Consider the following 20,911-nt stretch of genomic DNA (forward strand, 5'->3'; position numbering starts at 1 on the left):
TGGTCTAAAGTCTAATTACTCATCATCGGATTCAAGCGCATCCTGAATTGCATCTGCCAATTTGGCAATATGCTCTGCAGCCTGGTTTAAATCCCCATACATTGTGCCACCCGAAGAATCTCCTGAGGCTGAACCAGCAGATGCTTTGGCAATTTCTAAAGCAGCTTGTACCGCCAGCAAACGCTTACGCTTTTCAATAAAGACATCACCACTATCTTCATCGAGTTTGAAGTATCCGTCTAACATCGCAACTCCTCTTATTAACCACATCATTTATGGCTTTTTTGAATTTGGGGCAAATTAGACATTTTCAAGAGCTGGAATCATTCCCGGCTCATCTCAATTTCACGTATTCCAGCCAGCTGGTTATTTGCTTTTTCGATGGCGGCCAGGAGCGGCTTGACCCAGAGAACAATCTGGCAATAAGTCAGCGCGCTGGTGGTAGTGGTGCTATCACCGGCTGCGTCAGCGTTCCCGGAATCGGTGTGCATTGCGCTGGCACGTAAACTGTTCGTGTAGCTGAGCAGCCCACCAGCGACATCAGCAGGAACAGGCAGATCACAGGTTTTTTCACGGCGGAGGATCTCCCGATATTCGATAACAGTTTTATCGGAGTTGGCATCAATCAGTGAATTTAGTCGGCTGGCGTTTTCGGCCACCTGGTTAAACCGGTTGAAGTTGAAAGCCTGAGCAGCGATAACCGTCCCCTGCAGAGTGTTGTCACTGCGCAGAACGTCATTATCACTCTTCAGCGTAGCAACGTCAGAGCGGCTGTTTGCCAGCAGGACACACAGCTCGGCGACTACCGCAATGAGGGCCACCAGCAGTATCAGACGCCATGATGCTTTAATATCAGCAAGGGTAATCACGACAGGAACAGAGCACGCTCCGCCTCACGCCGACGGGTCAGCCCATTCAGGACTTTGCCACCGGCTTTATTCCAGCGCAAGAACTCGTCGGCAGCGCCAGCGTAATCACCGGCGTTGAGTTTGTGCAGGAGGGTCGATGTCGACAGGGAGCGAGCACCAAGATTATACGTGAACGACACCAGCGCATCGAACTGCCCCTGATTCAGCTCAACCTTGACCAGGCGCGAGACGTCATTTTCGTAGCTGACCAGCCCAGTTTTCAGAAGGCGCTCTGCTGTCTCCTGTTTAATCGTCATCCCGGCACGAATTGGCTTTCCATCGACAGGATGAGTCCACCCGTAACCAATCGTCCAGACGCCTACGCTGTCCTGGTAAGCGGCAAGCTTGCATCCTTCAAACTCTTTAATCAGGGAAATCCCTTTATCACTGGTTTGCATTACGTTGCCCTCACAAATTTTGCCAGGTTCCCACCGGCAACCCATACCCCAACGCAAACCGTCGCATTCAGCATGAATTCACCAGGGTCAACCTGCATGTAATCGCCGTGGATGATCCGGAATGCGGTATACCCGGCTGACAGAATTATCAGATACGCAAACAATGAGACGCCACGCCGGTATGATTTTCCCGTCTTGTTGAAGAACATCAGACGGAACATTATCAGCAGGCAAACCACCGCGTTTGCGTGAAGAATCAGCGAATCCCATATCATTCATCACCCCCATCCAGTCCGGGAAGGCTCCCGTTTTTGGATTTGGACAAAATGCGAAGAAGGATAGCGACCGAAATGGATGCAGCCACCAGCGCGCCGATATTTGGTGATACTTCGATGGTCACTGGTGGTGTCAGCAAACTCAGTGCTGAATTAATAACGCCAGCCATAATTGTCGCCATAGGCACCGCGAACGAGACGCCGCCAAGAAACGAAATAATCGCGAATACCGCCTGTTTCCATATCTGGTGCGGCTCAGACGTCAACACATAGAGCGCAGCACCTCCGAGGGAGAAAAGCATTACGCCGGGAGTGGCTTCGGGAAACAGGGTAGCAAGCGTAACCCCCACAGTCCCGGCAGCAAACCCACCAGCTACAGTTAATGGATCAGACATAAGATTTCCGTGTGTAGGGTTCAGGCCCTCGGGACGATTGAATAATTAGGCATGTCGATGATGGTTCCCAGAGCCTGAAACAAGAAAAGGCCACCAAATGGCAGCCTTAGAAAAAAACCTCGCCGAAGCGAGGCTATTTGAATTTGAGGCACCTCATCCAACAAACCACCCGAGGTTAATTGGATTTCGACGAGATGCTTTTGGATGAGCGCTGAACCCAAAGGGTCAGTATTTTCATACAGCAACTTTGCAAAAAGCAGCGCCCATTCAAAACTGGGTCGCTTTTCAGTCACTCCGGGTAACCCATCATCGCAGACTGAAAAGCTTAAACTGGAGCGGGCAGCGGGAATCGAACCCGCATCATCAGCTTGGAAGGCTGAGGTAATAGCCATTATACGATGCCCGCATATGGTGCCGACTACCGGAATCGAACTGGTGACCTACTGATTACAAGTCAGTTGCTCTACCTACTGAGCTAAGTCGGCATTGGTCCGCCACCGGGGCCTCGAACCTCGTACTACAACATTAAGTTGCCGCTCTTCCCGATGAGCTAGTGGCGGTCTGGTGACCCTTGCTGGACTTGAACCAGCGACCGGGCAATTATGAGTCGCACGCTCTAACCAACTGAGCTAAAGGGCCGGGAGCAAGATGATACATAAGTCAAACTAACCACGCAATATCAATGGTTTTTATGCTTGCCATACATCCAGCCAAACATCATAAAATAGCTACTCAGCGGGAGAATGGTTAGAACCAGGGTAATCTTTAAGGATATTATCTAGAAAGACAGACTTGATATAATCAATTACGTCTACATATTTATCCTTGCCGCTCACGCTTGAAAATGTTTTTTCATCAAAAAAGCCCATACCTGTCACAACAAAATTTATTAGGCCATTGACGAGACGAATATTGATTGTAAATGACTCAATCCTAATATCATTTTTAGATGAATCATCAAGGACTGTATTTACACTTACAGTAATACCATCATGAGGATGAACATTTAAAGAATCAGCATCGCTGAGTATACCTTTTGACAAAATGCTCACATACTTACGTTGATTCCCTTTGCCATCAACAAAACTCTCGCCAGGAAAATCAAAAGAAGCAATATATTGACTCATAAATTCGCGGAACACACTTCGGAGTTGCTCATCATGTTTTTCAATAGCAAGCTTAACTTGTGCCCGTTTTTCTTTGAAATCATTAAACGATGTCATATGAAAGCCTTTTTAACATGCGAAAGGTAACAGTATGACATTTGGATGATAATGAGAAAACCCCACCAATAGGCAGGGTTAAATTTTTATACAGGTAGTCTTTGAGGTTTTCCCATATGATATGCAACCCGACTGCTTTTGCTACCGTCTTCCCAGATCGTGGTGTTTTCGGTAATCATTAGGATTACCCAGCCTTTAGAAAGACCCAAATTGACTTGCTCAACATCCTCAACAATCCGTACTTCTTGAATCTTGCTTAACAGGCTTTCATCTGTGCTCATCAACTGACCCTCAGTAGAAAAAACACAACATATCAAATGAGAAGAGTAAATACCTTGCTGCAGATAAAAAAACCCGCTCGGAGGCGGGTTTGATTTCGTGTAGGCGCAATAACCTACGATTTGAATCATACACGACAAGTTCGGACAAAATCAAGCTTTAAGTCGCGAATACGCTAAATTTTGTTCGCATCATCACGAAAGCTCGTTGCGTCCTGAAACGCCGAGTCTGCTTTTTGTTCTTCCCTGTGACAGACGTCGACAAGCCCCTCCAAAAACGGTTTCCAGTTACGGGTCCACGTTCTGACGTGCAGAGTTGGAACTCGCCTCAGTATCGCTTTATAGGCTGCAGTAGACGGCACCCCAGAAAATCCATTTCCGCTGCAGCGCTCGCAGGTTTTAAATACCGGCGCGCCGCGCTCGCTTGTGGCTTTGCGATCGAGCACCTCACCTTTTCCGCCGCAGCGGCACCGGGCCAGCAGCTCACCTTTACCATTACATGCCGCGCATTTACGCTTGACCAGTTCGTGCTTGATTTTCGGCGGTACGATTTCCATTCCGTCAGAGTTGAAGACTCCAGGATGCTTGATCACATCCTCATACTGAGAGGTTAATCCGCTGCCGCTGCAGCTGTGACACGTCACGCTGGTTTCCGCTGAACGGGAGTATTCGGTAAAGGCGAATTGTGCGAGCACCAGCATGCACCAGCCAAACTCGCCTGCTGCTGCTTTACGTACATTCCTGGGCGCTGATTCCATTGCATGACGAGCCAGAGCCTGTACTGCCAGCTGCTCATCGCTTTTGCTGATCCCGGTCTTACCAAAGAAGGCAGCCAGACCAAACCGCGCTCGGCTGCTGGTGGTACCAATGGCCGCCATAACATCGGTGCCAGTGATACGATCCGGAGAGGTTCCTTTCACGTTGTCGCTGATGTGCATACCCTGAGGGCTAAAGTGTTTTAGTGATGCCTCCAGTTTCATTCTTCACACTCCCCTACCAGGTTAAGAATCACCGCCGCGCCGTGGTTTTCCATAAATTCCTCCTTTCCACTGTCAAGAAACCAGCGACATACCTCCACGGCTTCGACGCGCGTTACGGGTTTGATGGTTGCCAGCAATTTTTCAAGGTAGCGCTCGCGGTCATATACGGATTCGTGATGCTCTGAGTAACCAAATTCATCGCCCAGCTCCTGGCTTGAAGTGTGGCGAACGCTATAGAGCCAGTCCCAGTAAATAAATTCACGAACAACATCGGACAGCGTAAAAGGCTCAGGCAACACATCGCGATATCCATCAACAAATGCCCGACGCTGATCATCAATTTCATACATACGGCTGCCGTTAATGCTGCCAGCTTTCTTCTCGGCCGGAGTCCATCCCCAACGGTGATCGTCGATAAATTTCGGGGAAGACTTGATTACTCGCTCGGCCTCCACATCTTCGAGAGCTGCCTCATAGCTGCCGAACGTGGCCCTGACTGATGCTGCTTTTTTGATGTTCTCCCGGGCGTTCCTGATTGCCTGTGCCGGGTTACCCATACCGATTGTACCGAAGGCAACCTGGAAAGGATCGCCACCATTCGCCAGCAAATAACGCGCGTAACGTTCCTCGGCCTCTTTTGGGGAGATTTCAATTTTCTCCAGCGCGGCTTCGGCTGCGCCCAAATGTGCGGGTTCGTTCAGGCGGATAACCTCCAGCACCCAAAGATAAGCGTCAGTCTGCTTATGCCCGGTGATTCTCCGTTGCTCGGGCAGAGGCTTGATGTTTGCGAGGGCGGAGCTGTGCGCTGCCGTCGGGATGGTGAATAGTGCTTTATGTTCGTTGTTATCAATACGCATTACGCAGCCGCCTTTTTCTTGTGGAAAACCAGCTCACGAACCTGATCGCCGTTCATGAGCATGTCGTTAAAATCCCCGTTATCCGGGTAGTAGATGCTGATTTTTTCCAGGTCATTTTTTGCCAGTAAGTTGGCATGGGCGCATTCCGTGGCCGCAGCCAATCCGGTGGCGCTGTTTACGTCTCGATCTGCGAAAATAATCAAATTTTTCACACCTGCAGGAACACGGAATTTCTTCATGAATCCGCTGGTCATGGTGGCCCAGGTGTTAACGTTGTACAGCTGCTTGCAGGAAAGAGCCGTTTCGATACCCTCGGCAATTCCGAGGGTCGTCGCTACCGGGAACATGCGAATAGCGACTGAACGGGCATGATCCAGATAGCTTTCGTCCTGAAGAGATTTCTGGCGCTTCGCTCCGGCAGAATCCCTTAGTTGGGCTTTCTGATTGCCGTCCAGTAAGGTTCTGTGCAGATAGCAAAGCTCGCCTTTGTCGTCAGTTGCGAGTGAATACAGACACTGGTAAACCTTACCGCCGTAGCGTTGTTTATCATTGAACTTCACCGCCTCTTGTGGGAGCTGATAAATTCCCCTGGCCTGCAGATAATCCGCCCCGGTAGTTCCTTTCAGGTTGACCAGTCTCGAAAATTTGGACAGAACCCGATCACGGGCACTTACTGCATCTGAAGTGCGCGGGAACGCTTCGCGGGTAAAGTTATTCCCAATCAGCTGGTCTATTTCCCTGCAAATTTCATTGAATGGCTTCCCTTGTGTCAGAGTGACAAGCTTCATTCCGTCACCGCTGCCGCAGGTACAGATCCATGTTCCCCGGCCGTCCCGGTCATCAATACGCAGCTTTCCCCGCGCACCACATACCGGACATTCGCCTTTAAAGTGATTTCTGGCATTAATGGGAGGTAACCCGAAGTGCTCAAAAATCATTGCCCATTGACCTTTTGCCGCTTCTGCCGTCTTCATGCTCGTTTTCCTAACTGCTGTTTGATATCGCTAATCGCTTTCTGTGCTTGCTGTACTGAGGATGGAGCTGCCGTTCCTGATGCCTCCTGCAGGCGCTTTGCCTTCTCCTGCCCTTTCGCATACGCAATCAATTTGTGCCGGATGAAATTAGAGACGGTCGGCGTGATCTCCATCGGGAAATCGTTCAACCCGTTAGGCCACTCGTCAAACCGTTCGCGAAAGGTGTTTGCGCACCAGCCATTGCTGACGGGCTTTTTCCCCTGCGATACGCGCTGGCGCTGATAGAATTTGATCTGACTCCACCAGGCCTGTTTCTCTGCCTTCGTGGGCTGATGCTGGTTTTTACCCAGCTTTTTGAGTTTGCGGCCGGTGTCGGTATCGACGTCCTCACCGCCCAGCGGCTTATGCCCACATTTCGGGCATACATAGACGCCAGCTGGCTTCATGTAATGGCATTGAGAGCATTCGTGTGGCAGCTTTTCGGCCCGTTCCTCAGCTGCGCGGCGCGCGCTTTCCTCCATCCCGTCAGACTTACCGGGAAGATCGTCGTACTCGATTGAATCCGGATAACCCAGACGGTGCACGGTGCCGCTGTGATCGAAGATGAGGCAGGATTCTTTACCCGGTGCGGTGCGCAGGCCACGCCCGAGCGCCTGCAGCCAGCGAATTTCGCTTTTTGTTGGCCTGGCGTAGATGATGCAACGAACGTCACTATCGAAGCCGGCCACCAGAACACCCACACTAACGATGATTTTCGTTGCACCGGTTTCAAAGCGGTGAATGATGGTCTGCCGCTCATCCACTGGAGTGTCGGCGGTCATTACCTCAGCGTTAACACCCGCCAGGTTAAACTGGATTGTCAGGTAATTGGCGTGGGCTACGTTGACACAGAAAGCGATGGTAGGCAGATCCCGGCCATTCTCCAGCCAGTTCTGTACGATATCGCCCACCAGCGTAGAGCCGCACATGATTTCAGCCAGCTGCGTTTCGTTGTAATCGCTGCCGTATTCAAGCGATGCTTTGGTTTTAACACCTTTCAGATCCGGCTTAGTTGGCGCGTAAAATTCGTATTTACTCAGATCGCCACGCTGGATTAACTCGCCGATGGTGGTCGGCTTAATCAGTCGGTCATAGTATTTGCCCAGGAATGGGGAAAACGGAGTACCCGACAGGCCAATCACCTTTACGCCTTTGCCGCGCAGACGTTCGATATCCTTCAGGATGCGTTTTTTACGCAGGTGTGCTTCGTCGATAATCAGCAGATCGATATTTTCAGGAAAAACACGACGAATAAGCGTGTCGGCGCTGGCAATCTGAATTTTCCGGTCCGGATCGTAGTTCGGGTGATCCGCCCAGATATAACCGATTTCATCCCCCGGTAACCCGTACTCCACGAACCGATTAGCCGTCTGACCGATCAGGATGGTGTACGGTGCACAGAACAGGACACGCATACCACGGCTGACAAACCCGGCAACGATGAAGGCGGCCAAACCCGTTTTACCGCTACCGGTTGGCGAGTACACCATGAAGGTGTCGTTTGCCTTCCATTCACGGCGCAACATGTTTAGCGCTCTTTCCTGTGCAAAATTCGGCGTGATCGTCAGCTCCATTGTGCTGCCCCCGTGCTGATGAGATAATCATTTTGTGATGTGGTTTTCATGGATTCCCCCTCACATGGCTGGTGGCCTCCTCAAAGGCTGCCAGCCTCCCTTCTGATTCAGCTCCTCTGAAAAATCACTCTTCCAGGAAGAACACTTTTCGTTTCTCAGCGCCTGAGCGCTCTGTACTGCCTTGCTGATACATGCGTTTTTTTAAATTGCGCCCTTAAGACAGTGATCTACTTAACCAATGGATCTCTCCTGTTGGAAAAGACCCTATTCCTGCCCCTACACCCAATCCCCCCTTACCCCCCTTTCCCTCTTCCCCATAAAAACGTACTACTTCCCTAGTACATATGAGGAGTTGGGTCAGTTGGTTGCCAACCTGAACAGGCACCTTTAAGCCTGCTTCTGTTCGGGTACCTTTAAACCCGAAACAATCAGGATCGCGATTGCGTTCCAGCCAGGGGAGGTTCGGCGGTATACCCCTGTAAAGCTCTGCCCTGATTTCTCACAAACAGGCGAAGCCTTGTGTTTGCTTCATGCCTTGCCCGGTTCTCCTTGCGGTATGAAACGGGTTCGGCCTCGAACGTCTCCTGATACACAGCTGCATAACGCTGGATAGCTTTTTGTCGTGCAGTTGGTGTCAGGCTAAGTAACTGCTGCTTAATCCACTCGGCATCAGCTTTTGAGTGGGTATCCGGCAGCAGTGCGTTATCGAAGTTGCTCTCCGGTATGTTCATCGGAAAAAACCTCATCCAGACTGGTTTCATATCCGAGCTGCCTAAAGGCGCTCACAATGCGTTTCCCAACTTCAATATCTGGGATTCGACGACCAGTTTCGTAGTGGCTAACGGCCCCCTGAGAGCTAGCGATCAACGCTGCCAGCTCCCCCTGGGTCACTTTTGCTTTCAGCCTTAGGCTCTTAATACCGCTCATTCGGATAGTTCCTATCTAAATAATACATAACGTACTATACACACATAAAATAATAATACAAAATGGAAGTTGCTCAAAAAATACGGATTGTAATAATCATGTCTATGAAACAGAGATGGCAGGACCTGGCCAAATCCAGGATGAAAGAAGTCGGAATGACTCAAGAACAGCTAGCTGAAGCACTCGGTATGACACAGGGTGGGCTAGGCCATTGGCTGAACGGAAGACGTGAACCTAACCTGGAGGTCATAGCAAAAATTTTTAAAATTCTACAAATGCCAGGTTTTGTGGTTGACGCTGACGGCGCAGTGAGCGACGCAAGAGCTGATCACAATGTGTCATTTCACGCCATGAATGAATCGAAAGGAAGCTACCCCGTAATCAGTTGGGTCAGCGCAGGGGATTGGATGGAAGCAGTGGAACCATATGATAGGCGCGCGATCGACCGCTGGTATGATACAACCGTGGAATGTTCAGAAGATTCATTCTGGTTAGATGTCAGAGGGGATTCGATGACATCGCCAGCTGGGCTTAGCATTCCTGAAGGCATGGTTATACTGGTCGATCCTCAGGTTGAACCCATCAACGGAAAGTTAGTTGTCGCTAAGCTCGATGGGGATAACGAGGCCACTTTCAAAAAGCTGGTTATCGATGCTGGTCAACGATTTCTCAAGCCGTTAAACCCTCAATATCCCATCATTCCCATAAACGGTAATTGCCGTATTATCGGCGTCGTGGTTGACGCAAAGATAACCAATCTGCCATAGTGCACAAGCCGCGAAAGCGGCTTTTTTTATCCCCTCCGTCACGAAATTAAACAAAAAACCCTTAACAAACATCTAGATAAAAATTAATACATCAGATTAATCCGTTTTGTATTGACGGTGGTTAATACGTTATGTATTGTTTAATCATCAACAAGCAAACGGAGCAGGAAGATGAGCACTCAACAATTGGTATCTGAAAATGGTCCCATCCATAAGCTAGCTATGGATATTGATCGCGTGGTAAACGTGCTTGAATATGCCGAATCTGATCCAGATACTGGCTATAAGCCAGCAGCTCTCATTCAAATTTGTATTAACCAATTAAAGAAAAATCTTTCAGTTTTAAATCGCGAAATCGGGCATGACTGGCCGGAGAACAAACAATGATAACTGATACTGTAGTTCTCAATAAAGATGAAACAAGCGCTATGGTCATGAGTTGGGCGCACGATATAACTTGTTGTTCATCTTCATTATGGTTACTCCTTGAAAAAATGACATCCGAAGAAGAAATAAGAGAACACGCATTAATTACTTTAGTTGTAAAAACGTTAGAAGAAGTAAACGAACAAATAAATAACTTCGAAATTAAATCACTATAAGTAAAAAAATTAATAAAACACCTTAAATGGTGTGACCAAACTCACCCTGAGGAAATGAAAATGCAAAATTCACTTTCTTTCAACGAGCCAATTAAATCTCCACAAATGCTGTTCGGCTCTGACAATATTAATGATTTTGGAAACAGAGTTAAGAGCTGCCGGATGGAAGGTGATTCAATGCAGCCGACTATCGAACCCTGTGAGGTTATTGCTTTCGTTGATTGTGGAGGCCGCGTTCTTACACCCGGCATCTATGTTTTTACCGGCGATGTTTTTGGCCGTAACTGCCTGTTCATCAAGCGAATAGAACCCTTGCCGGACGGGTCGCTAAAGATTATTTCTGACAATCTCCATTACCAAACTTTCACGCTTAATGTCGGTGAGCAAAAAGACATACGTATTCACGGAAGAGTAGTCGCATCTTTAGCTGTGAGGCGCTTCGTATGACTTTCATCAAAGATAAAACGGCATATAGATCAGCATGCCTTTATGCGGCCTGCGGTTATGAGGTAATCGCCCGACTTTACCTTAAAAAAGCATATGGACGGTAATTATGAGCATTTTAAAAAGGCAGGATATTCAGGGCGTAAATATCAAAGCAGAACAGTTATCAGGTTTGTCGCAAACATTATATGAATATCACGACAAGCTCGACAGATTTCAACTTAAAACTATATGTGCTCTGGTATATGACCTAGCCGCTGAGATTCACGGATGGACGGAAAAGGAGGAAGAAATAGTTATGAGCTTGGAGGAAGAACAGCGCAATGGATAAATTAATAGAAACATATCGGCGCCGAATACTTAAAGCCGCGTTATTACGCCACCAGCGTAAAACCGGAAGCACCTGCATCATTATTAATATGCCTAAGGGGGGAATAAACACCGTCGAATTAACAGAAATACTACTTGATGGTCTGTTGAGACGATTCGAAAAGCTGGCTCTCAGTGAATACGGGAATATCGACGGCGTAAAAGCCATCAGAGGAATTTACAGCAACGCCGTAGATGTGAATGGCAGCGGTGAGTTCCTGACAGAAAGCGGAAAGGCATTAATCGACGATCTCATTGCTGAGCTGGTCGAGTTTGCCAAGAAATAAAAATCAGTCACAGCGGAGACAAGCCATGAGTGATCAGACACCAATTATCACGCACGAACCAGTAAATATCGTGCTGACAATCGAGAACGGGAAAGTTATCCACGCGCGCCCGGTTCAGAACGGCGAGGTTACAGCATCGCTGGAGACTTTTTTATGGATGGCTGAACGCGCCGGTTACACGATCACCCCACCTGCAGGAGAGAAGGACAATGGCCCTGACAGCGATACGAATTCCTGAGTGGGTACACCTGCAGGCGGTCCATGTACTCCGCCAGTTCAGGGCCAGGCGGATTCATCCCTGCCGTATGCACGGCTCCGGAAACCTGAGCCTGAGGGTTAATCGCCGCTGGCGGCTGCTGTCCCGAGACGGCGGCCAGAACTGGGAAGTAATGAGCCATGAACGATACAGCAAACTGAAGGACAGAAGATGAAAATTCAACATCAGGACTATGGCGCCGTGGCGAACATCGTTATCACAAGCACACTGTTTGAGTTCCGTAAACATAACAGAGTGGTTGATGTCACGCTGCTACACACCCCCGGAATCGTAGCAACCCGTAGCGGGATGTTCTTCATGAGAACAGTTTTATCCGGCAAGTCTCGGGACATGCTGCGTGCGTACAGATCTGTTTTTCGGGAGGCATCACGATGAAGTATTTCCTCCTCTCTATGCTGTTTGGCCTGTTGCTGGTGGCCGTCGTTTTCGGCGCGCTGATTGAGTATAAATTTTTGATAGGTTTCTAAGGTATGCCATGAAAAAAGGTACCACTGAAATTATTGAACGCTGGACCCGTTTAGCAGCGGAGGCCAAAGAGCTGGGGCTCGCCACCATTCCCATCGACCCTGAAAACATGTTGATGATGCTGGGGGAGCTGCCGGCCAGTTCGGACGAAAAGTCGGCCGATTGCCAGAATGACTATCAGGCTGCGATCGACATCTTGCGCGACAGAGCTGCTCGCGAACTAGATGGTGGTTTTCGCGCTCATCACAATGCCCTGATTTATGCCGCTAATGAACTGGAAAATGCCCAGGCTTTCGGGCAGGAGGTCAGCCATGAGTCTTGACTGTGTACCCCTTTCTACGTACTGCAGGGACGCGGGGGAAACGGTAGAAGCCGTTAACAAACGGATACAAAGGGGGTTATGGAAGGAGGGAGTACATGTATTAAAAGTCGATGGCGTTAAAGAACGCTGGATTGACTTAACGGAGGTTTCAAAGTGGGCAAGAAAGAACAAGGATCATTATCTCTCCCAAGAGGAGTAACCATCCGCCAGCATAAAACTGGCGACACTCTGGTTATCACTTTCACATATAAAGGGGTTCTGTGCCGGGAGCCCCTCTCCAAAATGGAAGCAAACGCGCGCGGTGTTAAGTACGCCGAGCGCCTGCTCGGGGAGATACAAAACCAGATCGTCAGTGGCACCTTTGAATATGCGAAATATTTCCCCAACTCCAAAAAGCTGGAGCTGTTCGGGGTGGTGAAGAAAACCAAAAACATAAAGTCTTACCTGGACGAGTACCTGAAAATCTGCCAGAACCGCAACCTGTCCCCGTCGACTATCAACGGCTATGAAAAATGCCTGTCGGCGCTGTCAGCACTGCATAAACTCCACGTGTCAGAACTGACGCCAGCGGTCCTTAAAAACTGGATAGCCAGCCGGAAAACAAAGCTGAAAACGACCAGGAATAACCTTTCGTTTCTGCGCAGCGCCATCGATGAGGCTGTTACGGATGGCCTGCTGACCATAAACCCGGTAACCCTCGTCAGCGCCAGCCGATACCACGTGATCGACAGCACCCCGAGCGCCGATGATTACGAGGTTGACCCTTTCACGCCAGCGGAGACCCTCGCCATTTACCAGAGCTGCAGGTACTCGGAATGGGAAAACCTGTTCCGCTTTGCTTTCAATACCGGTCTGCGGAGCTCCGAACTGTGCGCGCTGCGCTGGCCTGATCTCGACACCATCGCGAACACAGCCCACGTTCAGGCGGCCAGTGTCGTAGGGGTACTTAAAGGCACCAAGACAAAAGCCGGTACCCGTAAGGTTGAGCTAAACAGTGAGGCGCTGGCAGCCCTGAAGGCGCAGAAACAATACACCTTTATGAAAAGTGAGTTTATATTCAGCGATCCGAAAACGGGAGAGCCCTGGGCGAACGCCGACGCGATCCGTAAAAAAGCATGGGTACCGACCCTAAAAAAAGCTGGCGTGCGCTATCGTAACCCGTACCAGACACGGCACACATTCGCCACCAAGCATATTAGCCAGGGTGTTAACCTCTTCTGGCTAGCCGGACAGATGGGCCACAAAGGGCCGGAAATGATATTCCGCAATTACGGTAAATATCTGGCTGAATATGACGGTAAAACCGCAAAAGAGGCAGTTAGGTAAAATGTGAAGGACAAAAAACCCGGTGTTGACCGGGTTTAAACATATTGCTGCATCGACTCAAGAATCAATCGTTTGTGTCTACGGAGCATCGTTTCCGATAGCTCAACAGCTTCATAAATTGAGCGCAGACAATAGCCAGCAACACGTCCTTTATATGTCTGCGTATAGTTCGAAGTTATCTGCTCCTTGACTACTTCCAGATCAAACGCTTGATGGGCTTCTATACAATTTACGAACGAATCCCATTCAAGGAAGGGATGATCTGCTTCAAGCAAATCAACCTGGCACTGAAGCAAATGGGGGCGAGCAAGGATGTACTCGCTAATATCTGAATTTATAAGCAAAACGAGAAGGGGTTCGCAGCAGCAAACCACCATGTATTTATGCTTCTCTGGAGTTGTAAAATCGCAGAAGAGATAAATCACATCACCAACAGAAAGTTGATGATGTGACGCAAAAGTTTGGGCAAAATTTGAAGGGAAAATGTCCCCTAAATTAGGCATTCTATCTTCCGCTGAAAAGATGGGAAATCAGTAAGTCAGCATCTTTACAGCTTCCGGCGATAACTTCCAGAGGGATTTCACCATTTTCGTTTGCCGAAGACCAAACTTCATCGTGACTCATTTCACGAATCTGACCAAATGATAGCTTGCCAATCATCTCGATTGCCTCGTCAATACATTTAAGATCAGAATCACTGAAAACATCATCATCAACAGGGCGCAAAGGCTCTACACGGTAGTTATGCGATTTCTCATAAACCCGAAGCGCTGACTTTATGTCTTCAACTTCGATTCCATTTGGAATGAAGCGTCCCTTACCTTGGGCAATTTTGATGATGTCATAGGTGTTTTCTGCGACTGGGCCATCTTTCATAGCCTTGTACTCATCGCCGGTAATGAGACGACCATAACGCTCCAGGTGAGCGCGGTCAGCGTAGTAAAGGATTTTCCCGACATGGTAAATGTCAGGTACGGGTGCTTTAGAGGCTACATACAGAATGGCCTCTAAAGCCTTTTCTGAATCGAACCGAATCTTAAGCATCTCGACACCTTTCATACAAATGGCTTTATGAAGTAACAACTCATTAGGACTTTTTGTCCTATCTAGGCACAGTTTATAGCCAGCTATAATGAATAATCAACCATTGGTTGATCATTTTAGAGGCATGTTTAGAGTCATTTCATGCCAACATTTTACACGATACCTGCGCGTTCGATACATTTACCCCAAAGGTAATGGCACATTGCTAGACAATCCTTACATTGTAAAGAGTTGCGAGCTCGCGAGAGTTTTCGTTGACAAAGCAAACAATAGCACTTTTTGCATAGGTTTTATGACGGAGATTACTAGGGCTTAATAATGCAGGAAATATTTCAAGATGTTGGACAGAATCAGGACGTTAGACAGACCTCAATATGCACGTAAAATGCACTTGATGCCTGTCACAGTGACATAATTGTTTATTTTCAATTAGTTAAATACCTTTCGGACGCAAGTTCAACTCCCGCCAGCTCCACCAAAATTCTCCATCGGTGATTACCAGAGTCATCCGATGAAGTCCTAAGAGCCCGCACGGCGCAAGCCCTGCGGGCTTTTTTGTACCCTCAACATGTCCCGCGAAGTCCGTAAAATTTCCCGGCGACACAGAAACATCACGCCATTAAACATTATTTCTCTCATGCTCAATGAGCCATTCTTTGCGTGAAATCCCCCCTCCGTAACCTGTCATCGCGCCATCTTTTCCAATTATCCTGTGACAGGGGATCACAATCGCAATCCGGTTGGCACCGTTAGCGGCAGCGACGGCGCGCACAGCATTGGGCTTATTAAGCCGTAGTGAAATGGCCTGATAGTGTGAGGTCTGTCCATAGGGAACAGCACGCAACGCATGCCAGACGGATTGTTGAAAATCACTGCCCGGAGCATCTAAAGCCAGATCAAACTGTCGGCGGGTTCCGGCAAAATACTCGCCGATCTCTTTTATTGTCTGCCGGGTATGGCTGTTTTCGCCGGTGACGATTCTGGCGTTAAATAAACGCTGGATATCGCGAAATTCTGTTTCTAACATCCGGCGATCGGTAAACTCCAGCAGACAGACTCCCCGCTCTGTCGCGCAGACAAACATCGGCCCAAGCGTCGTGGTAAACCGGTGAATGACTATCACCTGGGTTGCCTGAGTCGGCGCTGCGCCAGTAAGCCGCTTGTAGGTATAACCAAAGCCGCTAAGCGATTCATAGCCATTGTCCAGCGCAACGTCAGTCGCCGCTCGTCCACTTTTTAGCTCCTGCAGGGCAACGTTCACCCGCTGCATTCGCTGGAAAGCCTGAAAAGTGATGCCGTGATGTTGCAGGAACCAGCGCCTTACCCGCTCCGGGCTGATGCCATGCTGACGAAGCTCCGCGTCTGCTACACGGGATTTGATATCGCGCCTGACAAGCGCAAGCGCCTGCTCAACGAATAATGGCGCGCTGTGCGCATTTTCCGCAGGTCTGCAGACCTTACAGGGACGAAAGCCGTCCGCCAGGGCAGATTTGGCATCTTTATAAAATTCGACATTTTCGCGCTTGGGCTTTCGCGCCCGGCATACCGAAATGCAGAATACACCAGTGGTTTTGACGCCAACAAAAAACACGCCAGTGTAGTCTGAAGCACGTTCAAGTAATGCCTGATACCAGATATCGCACAGATTTTTATCGGTTATTTTCATCACCAAAAAGTCCTTCAAACGTCTGACGAAATCGGATCACATGCATGACATCAATCAGCGTTGACTGCATCGCTGAATGAACAAAACTGCCCATTGAAATGCGGCTTACCCCTGCCCGTTTCAGCCTGTCGAATGCCGGAAGATCGGGCATACACATGACATTCAAAGGCAATCCCGTTGCCTCTGCAATGAGGCTGATGTCTTTCTCTGAAGTCAGGCAGGGAACAAAAAGGCCGTCAGCACCTGCAGCTTTGTAGCGTTGACCCCGTAATATCGTCTCCTGCAACGCGTCTTCATGCCCGAGCAGGAAAGTGTCAGTCCGGATGTTCAGAAACAGGCTGTAATTTTCGCTTCTCAGCGTATCGCATACTGTTCTCAGGTTACGGGAAAAATCAGAGGCATCGTCAAGCTGACGAACCCCGTTTATGACTCGGCTGTCTTCGAGGTTAACGCCTGAGACGCCTGTCTGAGCAAGGCGCCGCAGATTGTCTGCTATCTCTTCGGCTGAATCACCATACCCTGCTTCCATGTCAACGCTCAATGGCAGGCTGCTGGCAGCCCGGATCCGGGTGACCATATAAAATAACTCATCAAACGGCACTCGCTGCCCGTCGTCATATCCCAGTGTGGACGCTATAGCTGCACTGGACGTTCCCAGAACCTGGTAGCCTGCTTTTTGCGCTGCGACAGCACTGGCGGCATCCCAGACGTTGGCGATAAGAAGAGGCTCATGCTGATAGTGGCGTTCTGCAAAGTTCATATTCATATCCTCTCGATAGATTGAAAATGAATCTAAGCACTCAGGAAGAACCTCACAACCGAAATTCAGACGACCATTTTTTAGCAAACGTCGTCTGAACATGGGGGGCGGAACAGACCAAAACCTTTCAGGCCCGGGCTCCGGCTTTCAGCATGGCTAAGCAGACGAGGCTCTCCCACATGTTCCCCGGTGAAAGCATGGAGCAGGTGACCCAGTGTTCCGGCGAGCACAATACGCTGAGCCATGATTTCGTCATAGTAGAGAGGGTCTACCACAACGACAAAATCGAGATCGGAGTATTTATCAAACCCGCCATGAACAAGCGAGCCGCCAGCGAGAAGGGAGTGAATCTGCGATCATTCCACCACAATCACTACGTCCAGCCCTGACAGAGCTCATTCATCTTCTCGCTTGAGAAGCTACCCTCTCCCTTTGACCAACATCAACGACACCGCCCCTCCCCCTATAGAGAATTAAAAAACACCCCCACCCAGCGCTACGGAATAGCCGCTCACCCCGGAAGGAGCCCCACCATGTACAGACCCATAACCGTCATAATATTCATTCTCCTGACCCTCGCCGCCCTCGCGGAAATAGGCGTTTTATCCTTTGGATAATCCTCAGGCGAAATACCCCTCATCGGGGCATGTTGATCTCATTACAGTTTTTTCCTAAAGCCATCCCGTTTCGCCTGTGCCATGCTGAATCACGCTCATAACCGATAACGTTAAATGAGGATATTATGAAAAAAACAATTATCGCATTATCTGCCGTTCTGCTGGCTTCCCCAGTATTTGCTGCGACCACACATGCAACTGACGATACCGTCGCGGCGGCGAACGCAAACGCCAACGAGGCGAAGCAAAAACTGCACGAAGAGCAGAACAAAGGTGAAGAGCTGAAGCTGAAACAGAAGCATGCTGCGGAAGGTAAAAGCGAAAGCTTTGGCAGCAAGGTCAGCGAAGATTCCCAGAAAGCCTGGCATAAAACCAAAGAAGGCACCGAGAAAGGGTGGGATGCCACCAAAGAAGGCGCTGAGAAAGGCTGGAACAAAACCAAAGAAGGTGCCAGCGAGCTGGAAAAGAAAGTCACTGAGTAAATATTTATGCTCGCAAAAAGGTCGCGCTTGCGGCCTTTTTTATTTCTTCGAATATAATTAGCACCTCGGGCGTTTACGCAGTGCGCATTTATCGGAGAAACCACTATGTATCGCCTTTTGGCCTTTCTGGCCGTTCTGCTGTTATGCCCTTCCCTGCATGCTGCTCCGAAGAGCTACCTAATCGACACCGATAACACCGCCATTCGGCTGTCGTGGCACGCCTTCGGCGGTATCCTCTCCTGGGCGACGTTCAGCGGCGTGACGGGAGCCGTAACGCTCAACCCGGAAAACGACGTCGACGATCATATTCACGTCACCATTCCCGTAGCGACTCTCGTAGCCTCAAACAAGCTGCTCACCTGGCAGCTCAAAAGCGACATGTTTTTTGAATCCGAGCGTTACCCGACTATCGAGTTCATCAGCTCTCGCGTGGTCGCCCAGGGCGACGGTCGGTTCAGGGTGTTCGGCACGCTGACCGTGCGAAACATTGCCCGTCCGGTGATCCTTGAGGCCATCGTGAAAAACCCGCATGCGCAGGCCCTCACGCTGGATGCCACCACGGCGATCTCGCGCGCGTCCTACGGAATGGATAAGTTCGCGCTGGTCGTGGACGATCGAATTGCCATTGCCATTGCGATTCAGACGAGTAAAGTGCCGTCACCCTGAGATCAGGCGCTGTAGCTGCTCCGCGTTTCCCCGCAGATGTGACGGCGGGTTGCGGCCAATCAGGACAAACTGGTAGCCCGCATCCTGCCACCACGCCAGGTTCATGCTGTGCCGCTTCTCCTGGCGGAGCGAGGCCGTCGCCTTTTCATCAACAGGAGAGATACAAAGCGCCATCGGGCCGTAGTCGGCGTTGATCCAGGCAATCTGCGCGATCGAGGTGGTTTCATAGCGCAGCATTCGCACCATTTTCAGCTCTGCCCCCTGAAGGACAAGCTGCGACATGTTCAGCTTCAGGCCGATGTCCTGCGCGGCCCGTTCCAGCCCGCGCTGCAGGACCGGCGTCGCGCTGTCCATATCCAGCAGCGTCTCGACGCTGTACAGGGACATATATTGCGCTTCGAGGTCGCGGATATGGGCATTCTCATCCGCAGACGCAGCTGCGGGACGCAGCAGGTAGCCCAGACCGGAGCCAACCATCAAAAAGCTGACCGACGCGGCAATCAGCGCCCGCCTGCTGACGCCGACCGGCGAGGAGGATTGTGGATCGGGAAGAGCTGCCAGACGCGCCTGCATTGTCTCAAGAGGCGCGTCATCCAGCAGGGAGGCAAACGCCCCGGCGTAATCCTGGCTGCTTTTCATCAGTTCGTCGGTTCGCCCGGCGAGGCGTTCGTCATTTTTCAGTTGTTCTTCAAACAGCTGCGCGTCGGCGCGGCACATCTCGCCATCTATCCAGGCCACAATAGCGTCGTCGTTATAGGGCGGTACAAAACGGTGCGCGTTCAAGAGTGTTTCTCCTTTACCGGAGGCAGTGCGTCAGCGGATCTGGCAAGCCGAGCCCGTGCCGTTGCCAGCCGGCTCATCACGGTTCCGATCGGCACCGCCAGAGTGTCTGCCGCCTCCTGGTAGGTAAAGCCTTCGACATAAACCAAAAATACCGCGTTGCGCTGGGCTTCAGGCAGCGCGTTGACGCGCTGCATCACCTTAAGGTAATGCAGGCGCGTCTCATCCTGTTCACGGGTGTCCGGTGCCATAAGCTCGTCGCTGGCCACAAATCCCTGCCCCTGACGCACGTGTCGTGCCCGAAGTTCAGAGATCCAGATGGAGTGCAGGATCGCGAACAGCCACCTGTCTATGCGTGTGCCCGGCGTATACTGGCTGCTTCTTTCAAGCGCACGCACGCAGGTGGACTGAACCAGCTCTTCGGCGATATCCCTGTTTCGCGACAGCACCAGCCCATACCGCCAGAGACGCGGCAGGTGTGCGGCTAACTGTTGACGAACCTCACGGGTAGCGATGTGTTTTCCCTCCACGAGAAAATCAGGATTCCGGATGTCCGTTGATAGCGGCCTGCAGGTCGCGATACTCCTCACAGGACTGGCCACAAATACCGGCAATCACCTTCAGCTGTTCTTTCGCGAGGTCCGGGCGTCCTTTTACCATCCACGCTTCACCGAGATATTCCCGGGCTTTGGCATAATCCGGGGCGATAGCCAGCGCGCGCTGGTAGTAACCAATCCCTTCGTCCGTGCGGCCAAGCTTGCGCGTGGCGAACCCGCGGTAGTTCCACGCTTCAGCCGTATTGCCATTTTTCAGCGAATCAAGCAGGTTCAGCGCCGCCTGGTATTCTCCTTTCTTCGCAAGATGGTACGCATAGTTGGTTTTGTCCTGATCGCTGAGGCTGCTGCTCTTGTCCGGCACGCATTTCTGTGTGGCGCTGTCATACACCTGTCCGGAAGGACAATCGGGCGTTTTGCTCTCGGTACTATTATTGCCCATGGCCAGCGCCAGTGGGGACAGCAGGGAAAAAATCAGCACCGGGATCAAACGAAACGAGGTCGTGTTCATACAAAGCTCCAGGGTAAGAAGGAAGTGACGTCAGTTAACGCCCGACTGACGATTTTTATTCATTCTCCCCGTATTTTTTTGTTGTCGCAAAATCATGCCGACATCGTAGCCGCAATGGAAATAAATCAGGTTATTTTACCCTTT

The 20,911-nt window shown here is 50.2% G+C and carries 34 protein-coding genes, 3 tRNA genes and 1 pseudogene; 14 read left to right on the top strand and 24 right to left on the bottom strand.

Annotated features, from left to right (window positions below; translation table 11 throughout):
- Positions 1-15: 15 nt before the first annotated feature.
- The 16 genes from ELK40_RS17530 to ELK40_RS17605 form a co-directional block, all read right to left on the bottom strand.
- Positions 16-246: a hypothetical protein gene (locus ELK40_RS17530; protein WP_063927875.1), complete on the bottom strand. Its 231-nt coding sequence runs from the start codon at positions 244-246 to the stop codon at positions 16-18.
- A gap of 77 nt (positions 247-323) precedes the next feature.
- Positions 324-869: a hypothetical protein gene (locus ELK40_RS17535; RefSeq protein WP_127732045.1), complete on the bottom strand. Its 546-nt coding sequence runs from the start codon at positions 867-869 to the stop codon at positions 324-326.
- On the bottom strand, positions 866-1,306 hold the full coding sequence (locus ELK40_RS17540) for a lysozyme (protein ID WP_127732047.1): 441 nt from the start codon (positions 1,304-1,306) through the stop codon (positions 866-868). Before ELK40_RS17540 ends, ELK40_RS17535 begins: the two co-directional genes overlap by 4 nt.
- On the bottom strand, positions 1,306-1,581 hold the full coding sequence (locus ELK40_RS17545; RefSeq protein ID WP_127732049.1) for a phage holin family protein: 276 nt from the start codon (positions 1,579-1,581) through the stop codon (positions 1,306-1,308). Before ELK40_RS17545 ends, ELK40_RS17540 begins: the two co-directional genes overlap by 1 nt.
- Positions 1,578-1,976: a putative holin gene (locus ELK40_RS17550; protein ID WP_032666047.1), complete on the bottom strand. Its 399-nt coding sequence runs from the start codon at positions 1,974-1,976 to the stop codon at positions 1,578-1,580. The genes ELK40_RS17545 and ELK40_RS17550 overlap by 4 nt, the downstream gene beginning before the upstream one ends.
- A 331-nt stretch (positions 1,977-2,307) precedes the next feature.
- A tRNA-Gly gene (locus ELK40_RS17555) sits at positions 2,308-2,382 on the bottom strand.
- 3 nt (positions 2,383-2,385) lie between these two features.
- Positions 2,386-2,461, bottom strand: a tRNA-Thr gene (locus ELK40_RS17560).
- Between the two features lie 77 nt (positions 2,462-2,538).
- Positions 2,539-2,615 (bottom strand) — tRNA-Ile (locus ELK40_RS17565).
- Positions 2,616-2,704: 89 nt separating this feature from the next.
- On the bottom strand, positions 2,705-3,199 hold the full coding sequence (locus tag ELK40_RS17570; protein WP_127732051.1) for a hypothetical protein: 495 nt from the start codon (positions 3,197-3,199) through the stop codon (positions 2,705-2,707).
- Between the two features lie 86 nt (positions 3,200-3,285).
- Positions 3,286-3,480 carry a hypothetical protein gene (locus ELK40_RS17575; RefSeq protein WP_102790075.1) on the bottom strand — a complete coding sequence of 65 codons (195 nt, stop codon included), beginning with the start codon at positions 3,478-3,480 and terminating at the stop codon, positions 3,286-3,288.
- Between the two features lie 173 nt (positions 3,481-3,653).
- A complete protein-coding gene (locus ELK40_RS17580; protein ID WP_127732053.1) occupies positions 3,654-4,457 on the bottom strand; it encodes an antitermination protein in 804 nt (267 codons plus the stop codon).
- Positions 4,454-5,314: a helix-turn-helix domain-containing protein gene (locus ELK40_RS17585; RefSeq protein WP_127732055.1), complete on the bottom strand. Its 861-nt coding sequence runs from the start codon at positions 5,312-5,314 to the stop codon at positions 4,454-4,456. The genes ELK40_RS17580 and ELK40_RS17585 overlap by 4 nt, the downstream gene beginning before the upstream one ends.
- Positions 5,314-6,288: a toprim domain-containing protein gene (locus tag ELK40_RS17590; protein ID WP_127732057.1), complete on the bottom strand. Its 975-nt coding sequence runs from the start codon at positions 6,286-6,288 to the stop codon at positions 5,314-5,316. The genes ELK40_RS17585 and ELK40_RS17590 overlap by 1 nt, the downstream gene beginning before the upstream one ends.
- Positions 6,285-7,901 (bottom strand): DEAD/DEAH box helicase, encoded by a 1,617-nt coding sequence (locus tag ELK40_RS17595; RefSeq protein ID WP_127732059.1) that lies wholly within the window; start codon positions 7,899-7,901, stop codon positions 6,285-6,287. Before ELK40_RS17595 ends, ELK40_RS17590 begins: the two co-directional genes overlap by 4 nt.
- Before the next feature lie 428 nt (positions 7,902-8,329).
- Positions 8,330-8,632 (bottom strand): hypothetical protein, encoded by a 303-nt coding sequence (locus ELK40_RS17600; RefSeq protein ID WP_045354481.1) that lies wholly within the window; start codon positions 8,630-8,632, stop codon positions 8,330-8,332.
- Complete coding sequence (locus ELK40_RS17605; protein ID WP_127732061.1) at positions 8,604-8,828, bottom strand: helix-turn-helix transcriptional regulator; 225 nt, start codon at positions 8,826-8,828, stop codon at positions 8,604-8,606. Before ELK40_RS17605 ends, ELK40_RS17600 begins: the two co-directional genes overlap by 29 nt.
- Before the next feature lie 98 nt (positions 8,829-8,926).
- Between ELK40_RS17605 and ELK40_RS17610 the strand changes: the two genes are divergently transcribed.
- From ELK40_RS17610 to ELK40_RS17665, 12 genes are all read left to right on the top strand, one after another.
- Positions 8,927-9,595 carry a LexA family transcriptional regulator gene (locus tag ELK40_RS17610; RefSeq protein WP_127732063.1) on the top strand — a complete coding sequence of 223 codons (669 nt, stop codon included), beginning with the start codon at positions 8,927-8,929 and terminating at the stop codon, positions 9,593-9,595.
- Between the two features lie 171 nt (positions 9,596-9,766).
- Positions 9,767-9,982, top strand: coding sequence for a hypothetical protein (locus ELK40_RS17615; RefSeq protein WP_063132040.1), 216 nt, complete (start codon positions 9,767-9,769; stop codon positions 9,980-9,982).
- Positions 9,979-10,197 (top strand): hypothetical protein, encoded by a 219-nt coding sequence (locus ELK40_RS17620; RefSeq protein ID WP_127732065.1) that lies wholly within the window; start codon positions 9,979-9,981, stop codon positions 10,195-10,197. The genes ELK40_RS17615 and ELK40_RS17620 overlap by 4 nt, the downstream gene beginning before the upstream one ends.
- Before the next feature lie 60 nt (positions 10,198-10,257).
- Positions 10,258-10,644, top strand: a complete 387-nt coding sequence (locus ELK40_RS17625; protein WP_127732067.1) for a S24 family peptidase — start codon at positions 10,258-10,260, stop codon at positions 10,642-10,644.
- Positions 10,645-10,750: 106 nt separating this feature from the next.
- The gene (locus tag ELK40_RS17630) at positions 10,751-10,972 is read left to right on the top strand and encodes a hypothetical protein (protein WP_103142033.1); all 222 of its coding nucleotides are present in this window, start codon (positions 10,751-10,753) and stop codon (positions 10,970-10,972) included.
- On the top strand, positions 10,965-11,297 hold the full coding sequence (locus tag ELK40_RS17635) for a hypothetical protein (protein WP_127732069.1): 333 nt from the start codon (positions 10,965-10,967) through the stop codon (positions 11,295-11,297). Before ELK40_RS17630 ends, ELK40_RS17635 begins: the two co-directional genes overlap by 8 nt.
- A gap of 25 nt (positions 11,298-11,322) precedes the next feature.
- A complete protein-coding gene (locus ELK40_RS17640) occupies positions 11,323-11,535 on the top strand; it encodes a hypothetical protein (RefSeq protein WP_023150192.1) in 213 nt (70 codons plus the stop codon).
- Entirely contained in the window at positions 11,507-11,728 is a 222-nt protein-coding gene (locus tag ELK40_RS22920; RefSeq protein ID WP_126817214.1) for a hypothetical protein, read from the top strand. The genes ELK40_RS17640 and ELK40_RS22920 overlap by 29 nt, the downstream gene beginning before the upstream one ends.
- Positions 11,725-11,949 carry a hypothetical protein gene (locus tag ELK40_RS22925; protein ID WP_127732071.1) on the top strand — a complete coding sequence of 75 codons (225 nt, stop codon included), beginning with the start codon at positions 11,725-11,727 and terminating at the stop codon, positions 11,947-11,949. Before ELK40_RS22920 ends, ELK40_RS22925 begins: the two co-directional genes overlap by 4 nt.
- A gap of 100 nt (positions 11,950-12,049) precedes the next feature.
- Entirely contained in the window at positions 12,050-12,361 is a 312-nt protein-coding gene (locus ELK40_RS17655) for a hypothetical protein (protein WP_127732072.1), read from the top strand.
- Positions 12,351-12,560 carry a hypothetical protein gene (locus ELK40_RS22930; protein ID WP_000050710.1) on the top strand — a complete coding sequence of 70 codons (210 nt, stop codon included), beginning with the start codon at positions 12,351-12,353 and terminating at the stop codon, positions 12,558-12,560. Before ELK40_RS17655 ends, ELK40_RS22930 begins: the two co-directional genes overlap by 11 nt.
- Positions 12,515-13,687, top strand: a complete 1,173-nt coding sequence (locus ELK40_RS17665) for a DUF3596 domain-containing protein (RefSeq protein ID WP_127732074.1) — start codon at positions 12,515-12,517, stop codon at positions 13,685-13,687. Before ELK40_RS22930 ends, ELK40_RS17665 begins: the two co-directional genes overlap by 46 nt.
- A 35-nt stretch (positions 13,688-13,722) precedes the next feature.
- Here the strand turns inward: ELK40_RS17665 and ELK40_RS17670 are convergent, their stop codons facing one another.
- From ELK40_RS17670 to ELK40_RS17690, 5 genes and pseudogenes are all read right to left on the bottom strand, one after another.
- Positions 13,723-14,190 carry a hypothetical protein gene (locus ELK40_RS17670; RefSeq protein ID WP_033146324.1) on the bottom strand — a complete coding sequence of 156 codons (468 nt, stop codon included), beginning with the start codon at positions 14,188-14,190 and terminating at the stop codon, positions 13,723-13,725.
- 1 nt (position 14,191) lies between these two features.
- Positions 14,192-14,731, bottom strand: coding sequence for a Panacea domain-containing protein (locus tag ELK40_RS17675; RefSeq protein WP_033146325.1), 540 nt, complete (start codon positions 14,729-14,731; stop codon positions 14,192-14,194).
- 619 nt (positions 14,732-15,350) lie between these two features.
- Positions 15,351-16,397 carry a methylated-DNA--[protein]-cysteine S-methyltransferase gene (locus tag ELK40_RS17680; RefSeq protein WP_127732827.1) on the bottom strand — a complete coding sequence of 349 codons (1,047 nt, stop codon included), beginning with the start codon at positions 16,395-16,397 and terminating at the stop codon, positions 15,351-15,353.
- A complete protein-coding gene (locus ELK40_RS17685; protein ID WP_127732076.1) occupies positions 16,381-17,157 on the bottom strand; it encodes an isocitrate lyase/phosphoenolpyruvate mutase family protein in 777 nt (258 codons plus the stop codon). The genes ELK40_RS17680 and ELK40_RS17685 overlap by 17 nt, the downstream gene beginning before the upstream one ends.
- A 158-nt stretch (positions 17,158-17,315) precedes the next feature.
- Positions 17,316-17,513 (bottom strand): annotated as a pseudogene (locus tag ELK40_RS17690) (nucleotidyltransferase domain-containing protein); the annotation flags it as partial.
- Between the two features lie 386 nt (positions 17,514-17,899).
- On the opposite strand from ELK40_RS17690, the gene ELK40_RS17695 reads away from it, so the two are divergent.
- Both ELK40_RS17695 and ELK40_RS17700 read left to right on the top strand, forming a co-directional pair.
- Complete coding sequence (locus ELK40_RS17695) at positions 17,900-18,256, top strand: hypothetical protein (protein ID WP_008502540.1); 357 nt, start codon at positions 17,900-17,902, stop codon at positions 18,254-18,256.
- A 105-nt stretch (positions 18,257-18,361) separates the two neighbouring features.
- On the top strand, positions 18,362-18,922 hold the full coding sequence (locus tag ELK40_RS17700; protein WP_127732078.1) for a YceI family protein: 561 nt from the start codon (positions 18,362-18,364) through the stop codon (positions 18,920-18,922).
- Here the strand turns inward: ELK40_RS17700 and ELK40_RS17705 are convergent.
- From ELK40_RS17705 to ELK40_RS17715, 3 genes are read right to left on the bottom strand one after another with little or no spacing between them, the layout of a single operon-like run.
- On the bottom strand, positions 18,914-19,705 hold the full coding sequence (locus ELK40_RS17705) for a hypothetical protein (RefSeq protein WP_115876104.1): 792 nt from the start codon (positions 19,703-19,705) through the stop codon (positions 18,914-18,916). The two genes, ELK40_RS17700 and ELK40_RS17705, sit on opposite strands and share 9 nt — an antisense overlap.
- Positions 19,702-20,232 carry a sigma-70 family RNA polymerase sigma factor gene (locus tag ELK40_RS17710; protein WP_115876105.1) on the bottom strand — a complete coding sequence of 177 codons (531 nt, stop codon included), beginning with the start codon at positions 20,230-20,232 and terminating at the stop codon, positions 19,702-19,704. The genes ELK40_RS17705 and ELK40_RS17710 overlap by 4 nt, the downstream gene beginning before the upstream one ends.
- 7 nt (positions 20,233-20,239) lie before the next feature.
- Positions 20,240-20,767: a tetratricopeptide repeat protein gene (locus ELK40_RS17715; RefSeq protein ID WP_023294382.1), complete on the bottom strand. Its 528-nt coding sequence runs from the start codon at positions 20,765-20,767 to the stop codon at positions 20,240-20,242.
- Positions 20,768-20,911: the final 144 nt, after the last annotated feature.

Source organism: Enterobacter sp. N18-03635 (assembly GCF_004006055.1).
Lineage (GTDB): Bacteria > Pseudomonadota > Gammaproteobacteria > Enterobacterales > Enterobacteriaceae > Enterobacter > Enterobacter vonholyi.

Bases quoted from the DNA above. Each gene is read 5' to 3' on its own strand.
- ELK40_RS17620 (WP_127732065.1), top strand. From the start codon at position 9,979: ATGATAACTGATACTGTAGTTCTCAATAAAGATGAAACAAGCGCTATG.
- ELK40_RS17670 (WP_033146324.1), bottom strand. From the start codon at position 14,190: ATGCCTAATTTAGGGGACATTTTCCCTTCAAATTTTGCCCAAACTTTT.
- ELK40_RS17685 (WP_127732076.1), bottom strand. From the start codon at position 17,157: ATGAACTTTGCAGAACGCCACTATCAGCATGAGCCTCTTCTTATCGCC.
- ELK40_RS22920 (WP_126817214.1), top strand. From the start codon at position 11,507: ATGGCCCTGACAGCGATACGAATTCCTGAGTGGGTACACCTGCAGGCG.
- ELK40_RS17550 (WP_032666047.1), bottom strand. From the start codon at position 1,976: ATGTCTGATCCATTAACTGTAGCTGGTGGGTTTGCTGCCGGGACTGTG.
- ELK40_RS17575 (WP_102790075.1), bottom strand. From the start codon at position 3,480: ATGAGCACAGATGAAAGCCTGTTAAGCAAGATTCAAGAAGTACGGATT.
- ELK40_RS17655 (WP_127732072.1), top strand. From the start codon at position 12,050: ATGAAAAAAGGTACCACTGAAATTATTGAACGCTGGACCCGTTTAGCA.
- ELK40_RS22925 (WP_127732071.1), top strand. From the start codon at position 11,725: ATGAAAATTCAACATCAGGACTATGGCGCCGTGGCGAACATCGTTATC.
- ELK40_RS17595 (WP_127732059.1), bottom strand. From the start codon at position 7,901: ATGGAGCTGACGATCACGCCGAATTTTGCACAGGAAAGAGCGCTAAAC.
- ELK40_RS17605 (WP_127732061.1), bottom strand. From the start codon at position 8,828: ATGAGCGGTATTAAGAGCCTAAGGCTGAAAGCAAAAGTGACCCAGGGG.
- ELK40_RS17680 (WP_127732827.1), bottom strand. From the start codon at position 16,397: ATGAAAATAACCGATAAAAATCTGTGCGATATCTGGTATCAGGCATTA.
- ELK40_RS17530 (WP_063927875.1), bottom strand. From the start codon at position 246: ATGTTAGACGGATACTTCAAACTCGATGAAGATAGTGGTGATGTCTTT.
- ELK40_RS17540 (WP_127732047.1), bottom strand. From the start codon at position 1,306: ATGCAAACCAGTGATAAAGGGATTTCCCTGATTAAAGAGTTTGAAGGA.
- ELK40_RS22930 (WP_000050710.1), top strand. From the start codon at position 12,351: ATGAGTCTTGACTGTGTACCCCTTTCTACGTACTGCAGGGACGCGGGG.
- ELK40_RS17545 (WP_127732049.1), bottom strand. From the start codon at position 1,581: ATGATATGGGATTCGCTGATTCTTCACGCAAACGCGGTGGTTTGCCTG.
- ELK40_RS17715 (WP_023294382.1), bottom strand. From the start codon at position 20,767: ATGAACACGACCTCGTTTCGTTTGATCCCGGTGCTGATTTTTTCCCTG.
- ELK40_RS17640 (WP_023150192.1), top strand. From the start codon at position 11,323: ATGAGTGATCAGACACCAATTATCACGCACGAACCAGTAAATATCGTG.
- ELK40_RS17580 (WP_127732053.1), bottom strand. From the start codon at position 4,457: ATGAAACTGGAGGCATCACTAAAACACTTTAGCCCTCAGGGTATGCAC.
- ELK40_RS17635 (WP_127732069.1), top strand. From the start codon at position 10,965: ATGGATAAATTAATAGAAACATATCGGCGCCGAATACTTAAAGCCGCG.
- ELK40_RS17700 (WP_127732078.1), top strand. From the start codon at position 18,362: ATGTATCGCCTTTTGGCCTTTCTGGCCGTTCTGCTGTTATGCCCTTCC.
- ELK40_RS17600 (WP_045354481.1), bottom strand. From the start codon at position 8,632: ATGAACATACCGGAGAGCAACTTCGATAACGCACTGCTGCCGGATACC.
- ELK40_RS17610 (WP_127732063.1), top strand. From the start codon at position 8,927: ATGTCTATGAAACAGAGATGGCAGGACCTGGCCAAATCCAGGATGAAA.
- ELK40_RS17625 (WP_127732067.1), top strand. From the start codon at position 10,258: ATGCAAAATTCACTTTCTTTCAACGAGCCAATTAAATCTCCACAAATG.
- ELK40_RS17630 (WP_103142033.1), top strand. From the start codon at position 10,751: ATGAGCATTTTAAAAAGGCAGGATATTCAGGGCGTAAATATCAAAGCA.
- ELK40_RS17590 (WP_127732057.1), bottom strand. From the start codon at position 6,288: ATGAAGACGGCAGAAGCGGCAAAAGGTCAATGGGCAATGATTTTTGAG.
- ELK40_RS17570 (WP_127732051.1), bottom strand. From the start codon at position 3,199: ATGACATCGTTTAATGATTTCAAAGAAAAACGGGCACAAGTTAAGCTT.
- ELK40_RS17585 (WP_127732055.1), bottom strand. From the start codon at position 5,314: ATGCGTATTGATAACAACGAACATAAAGCACTATTCACCATCCCGACG.
- ELK40_RS17615 (WP_063132040.1), top strand. From the start codon at position 9,767: ATGAGCACTCAACAATTGGTATCTGAAAATGGTCCCATCCATAAGCTA.
- ELK40_RS17695 (WP_008502540.1), top strand. From the start codon at position 17,900: ATGAAAAAAACAATTATCGCATTATCTGCCGTTCTGCTGGCTTCCCCA.
- ELK40_RS17675 (WP_033146325.1), bottom strand. From the start codon at position 14,731: ATGCTTAAGATTCGGTTCGATTCAGAAAAGGCTTTAGAGGCCATTCTG.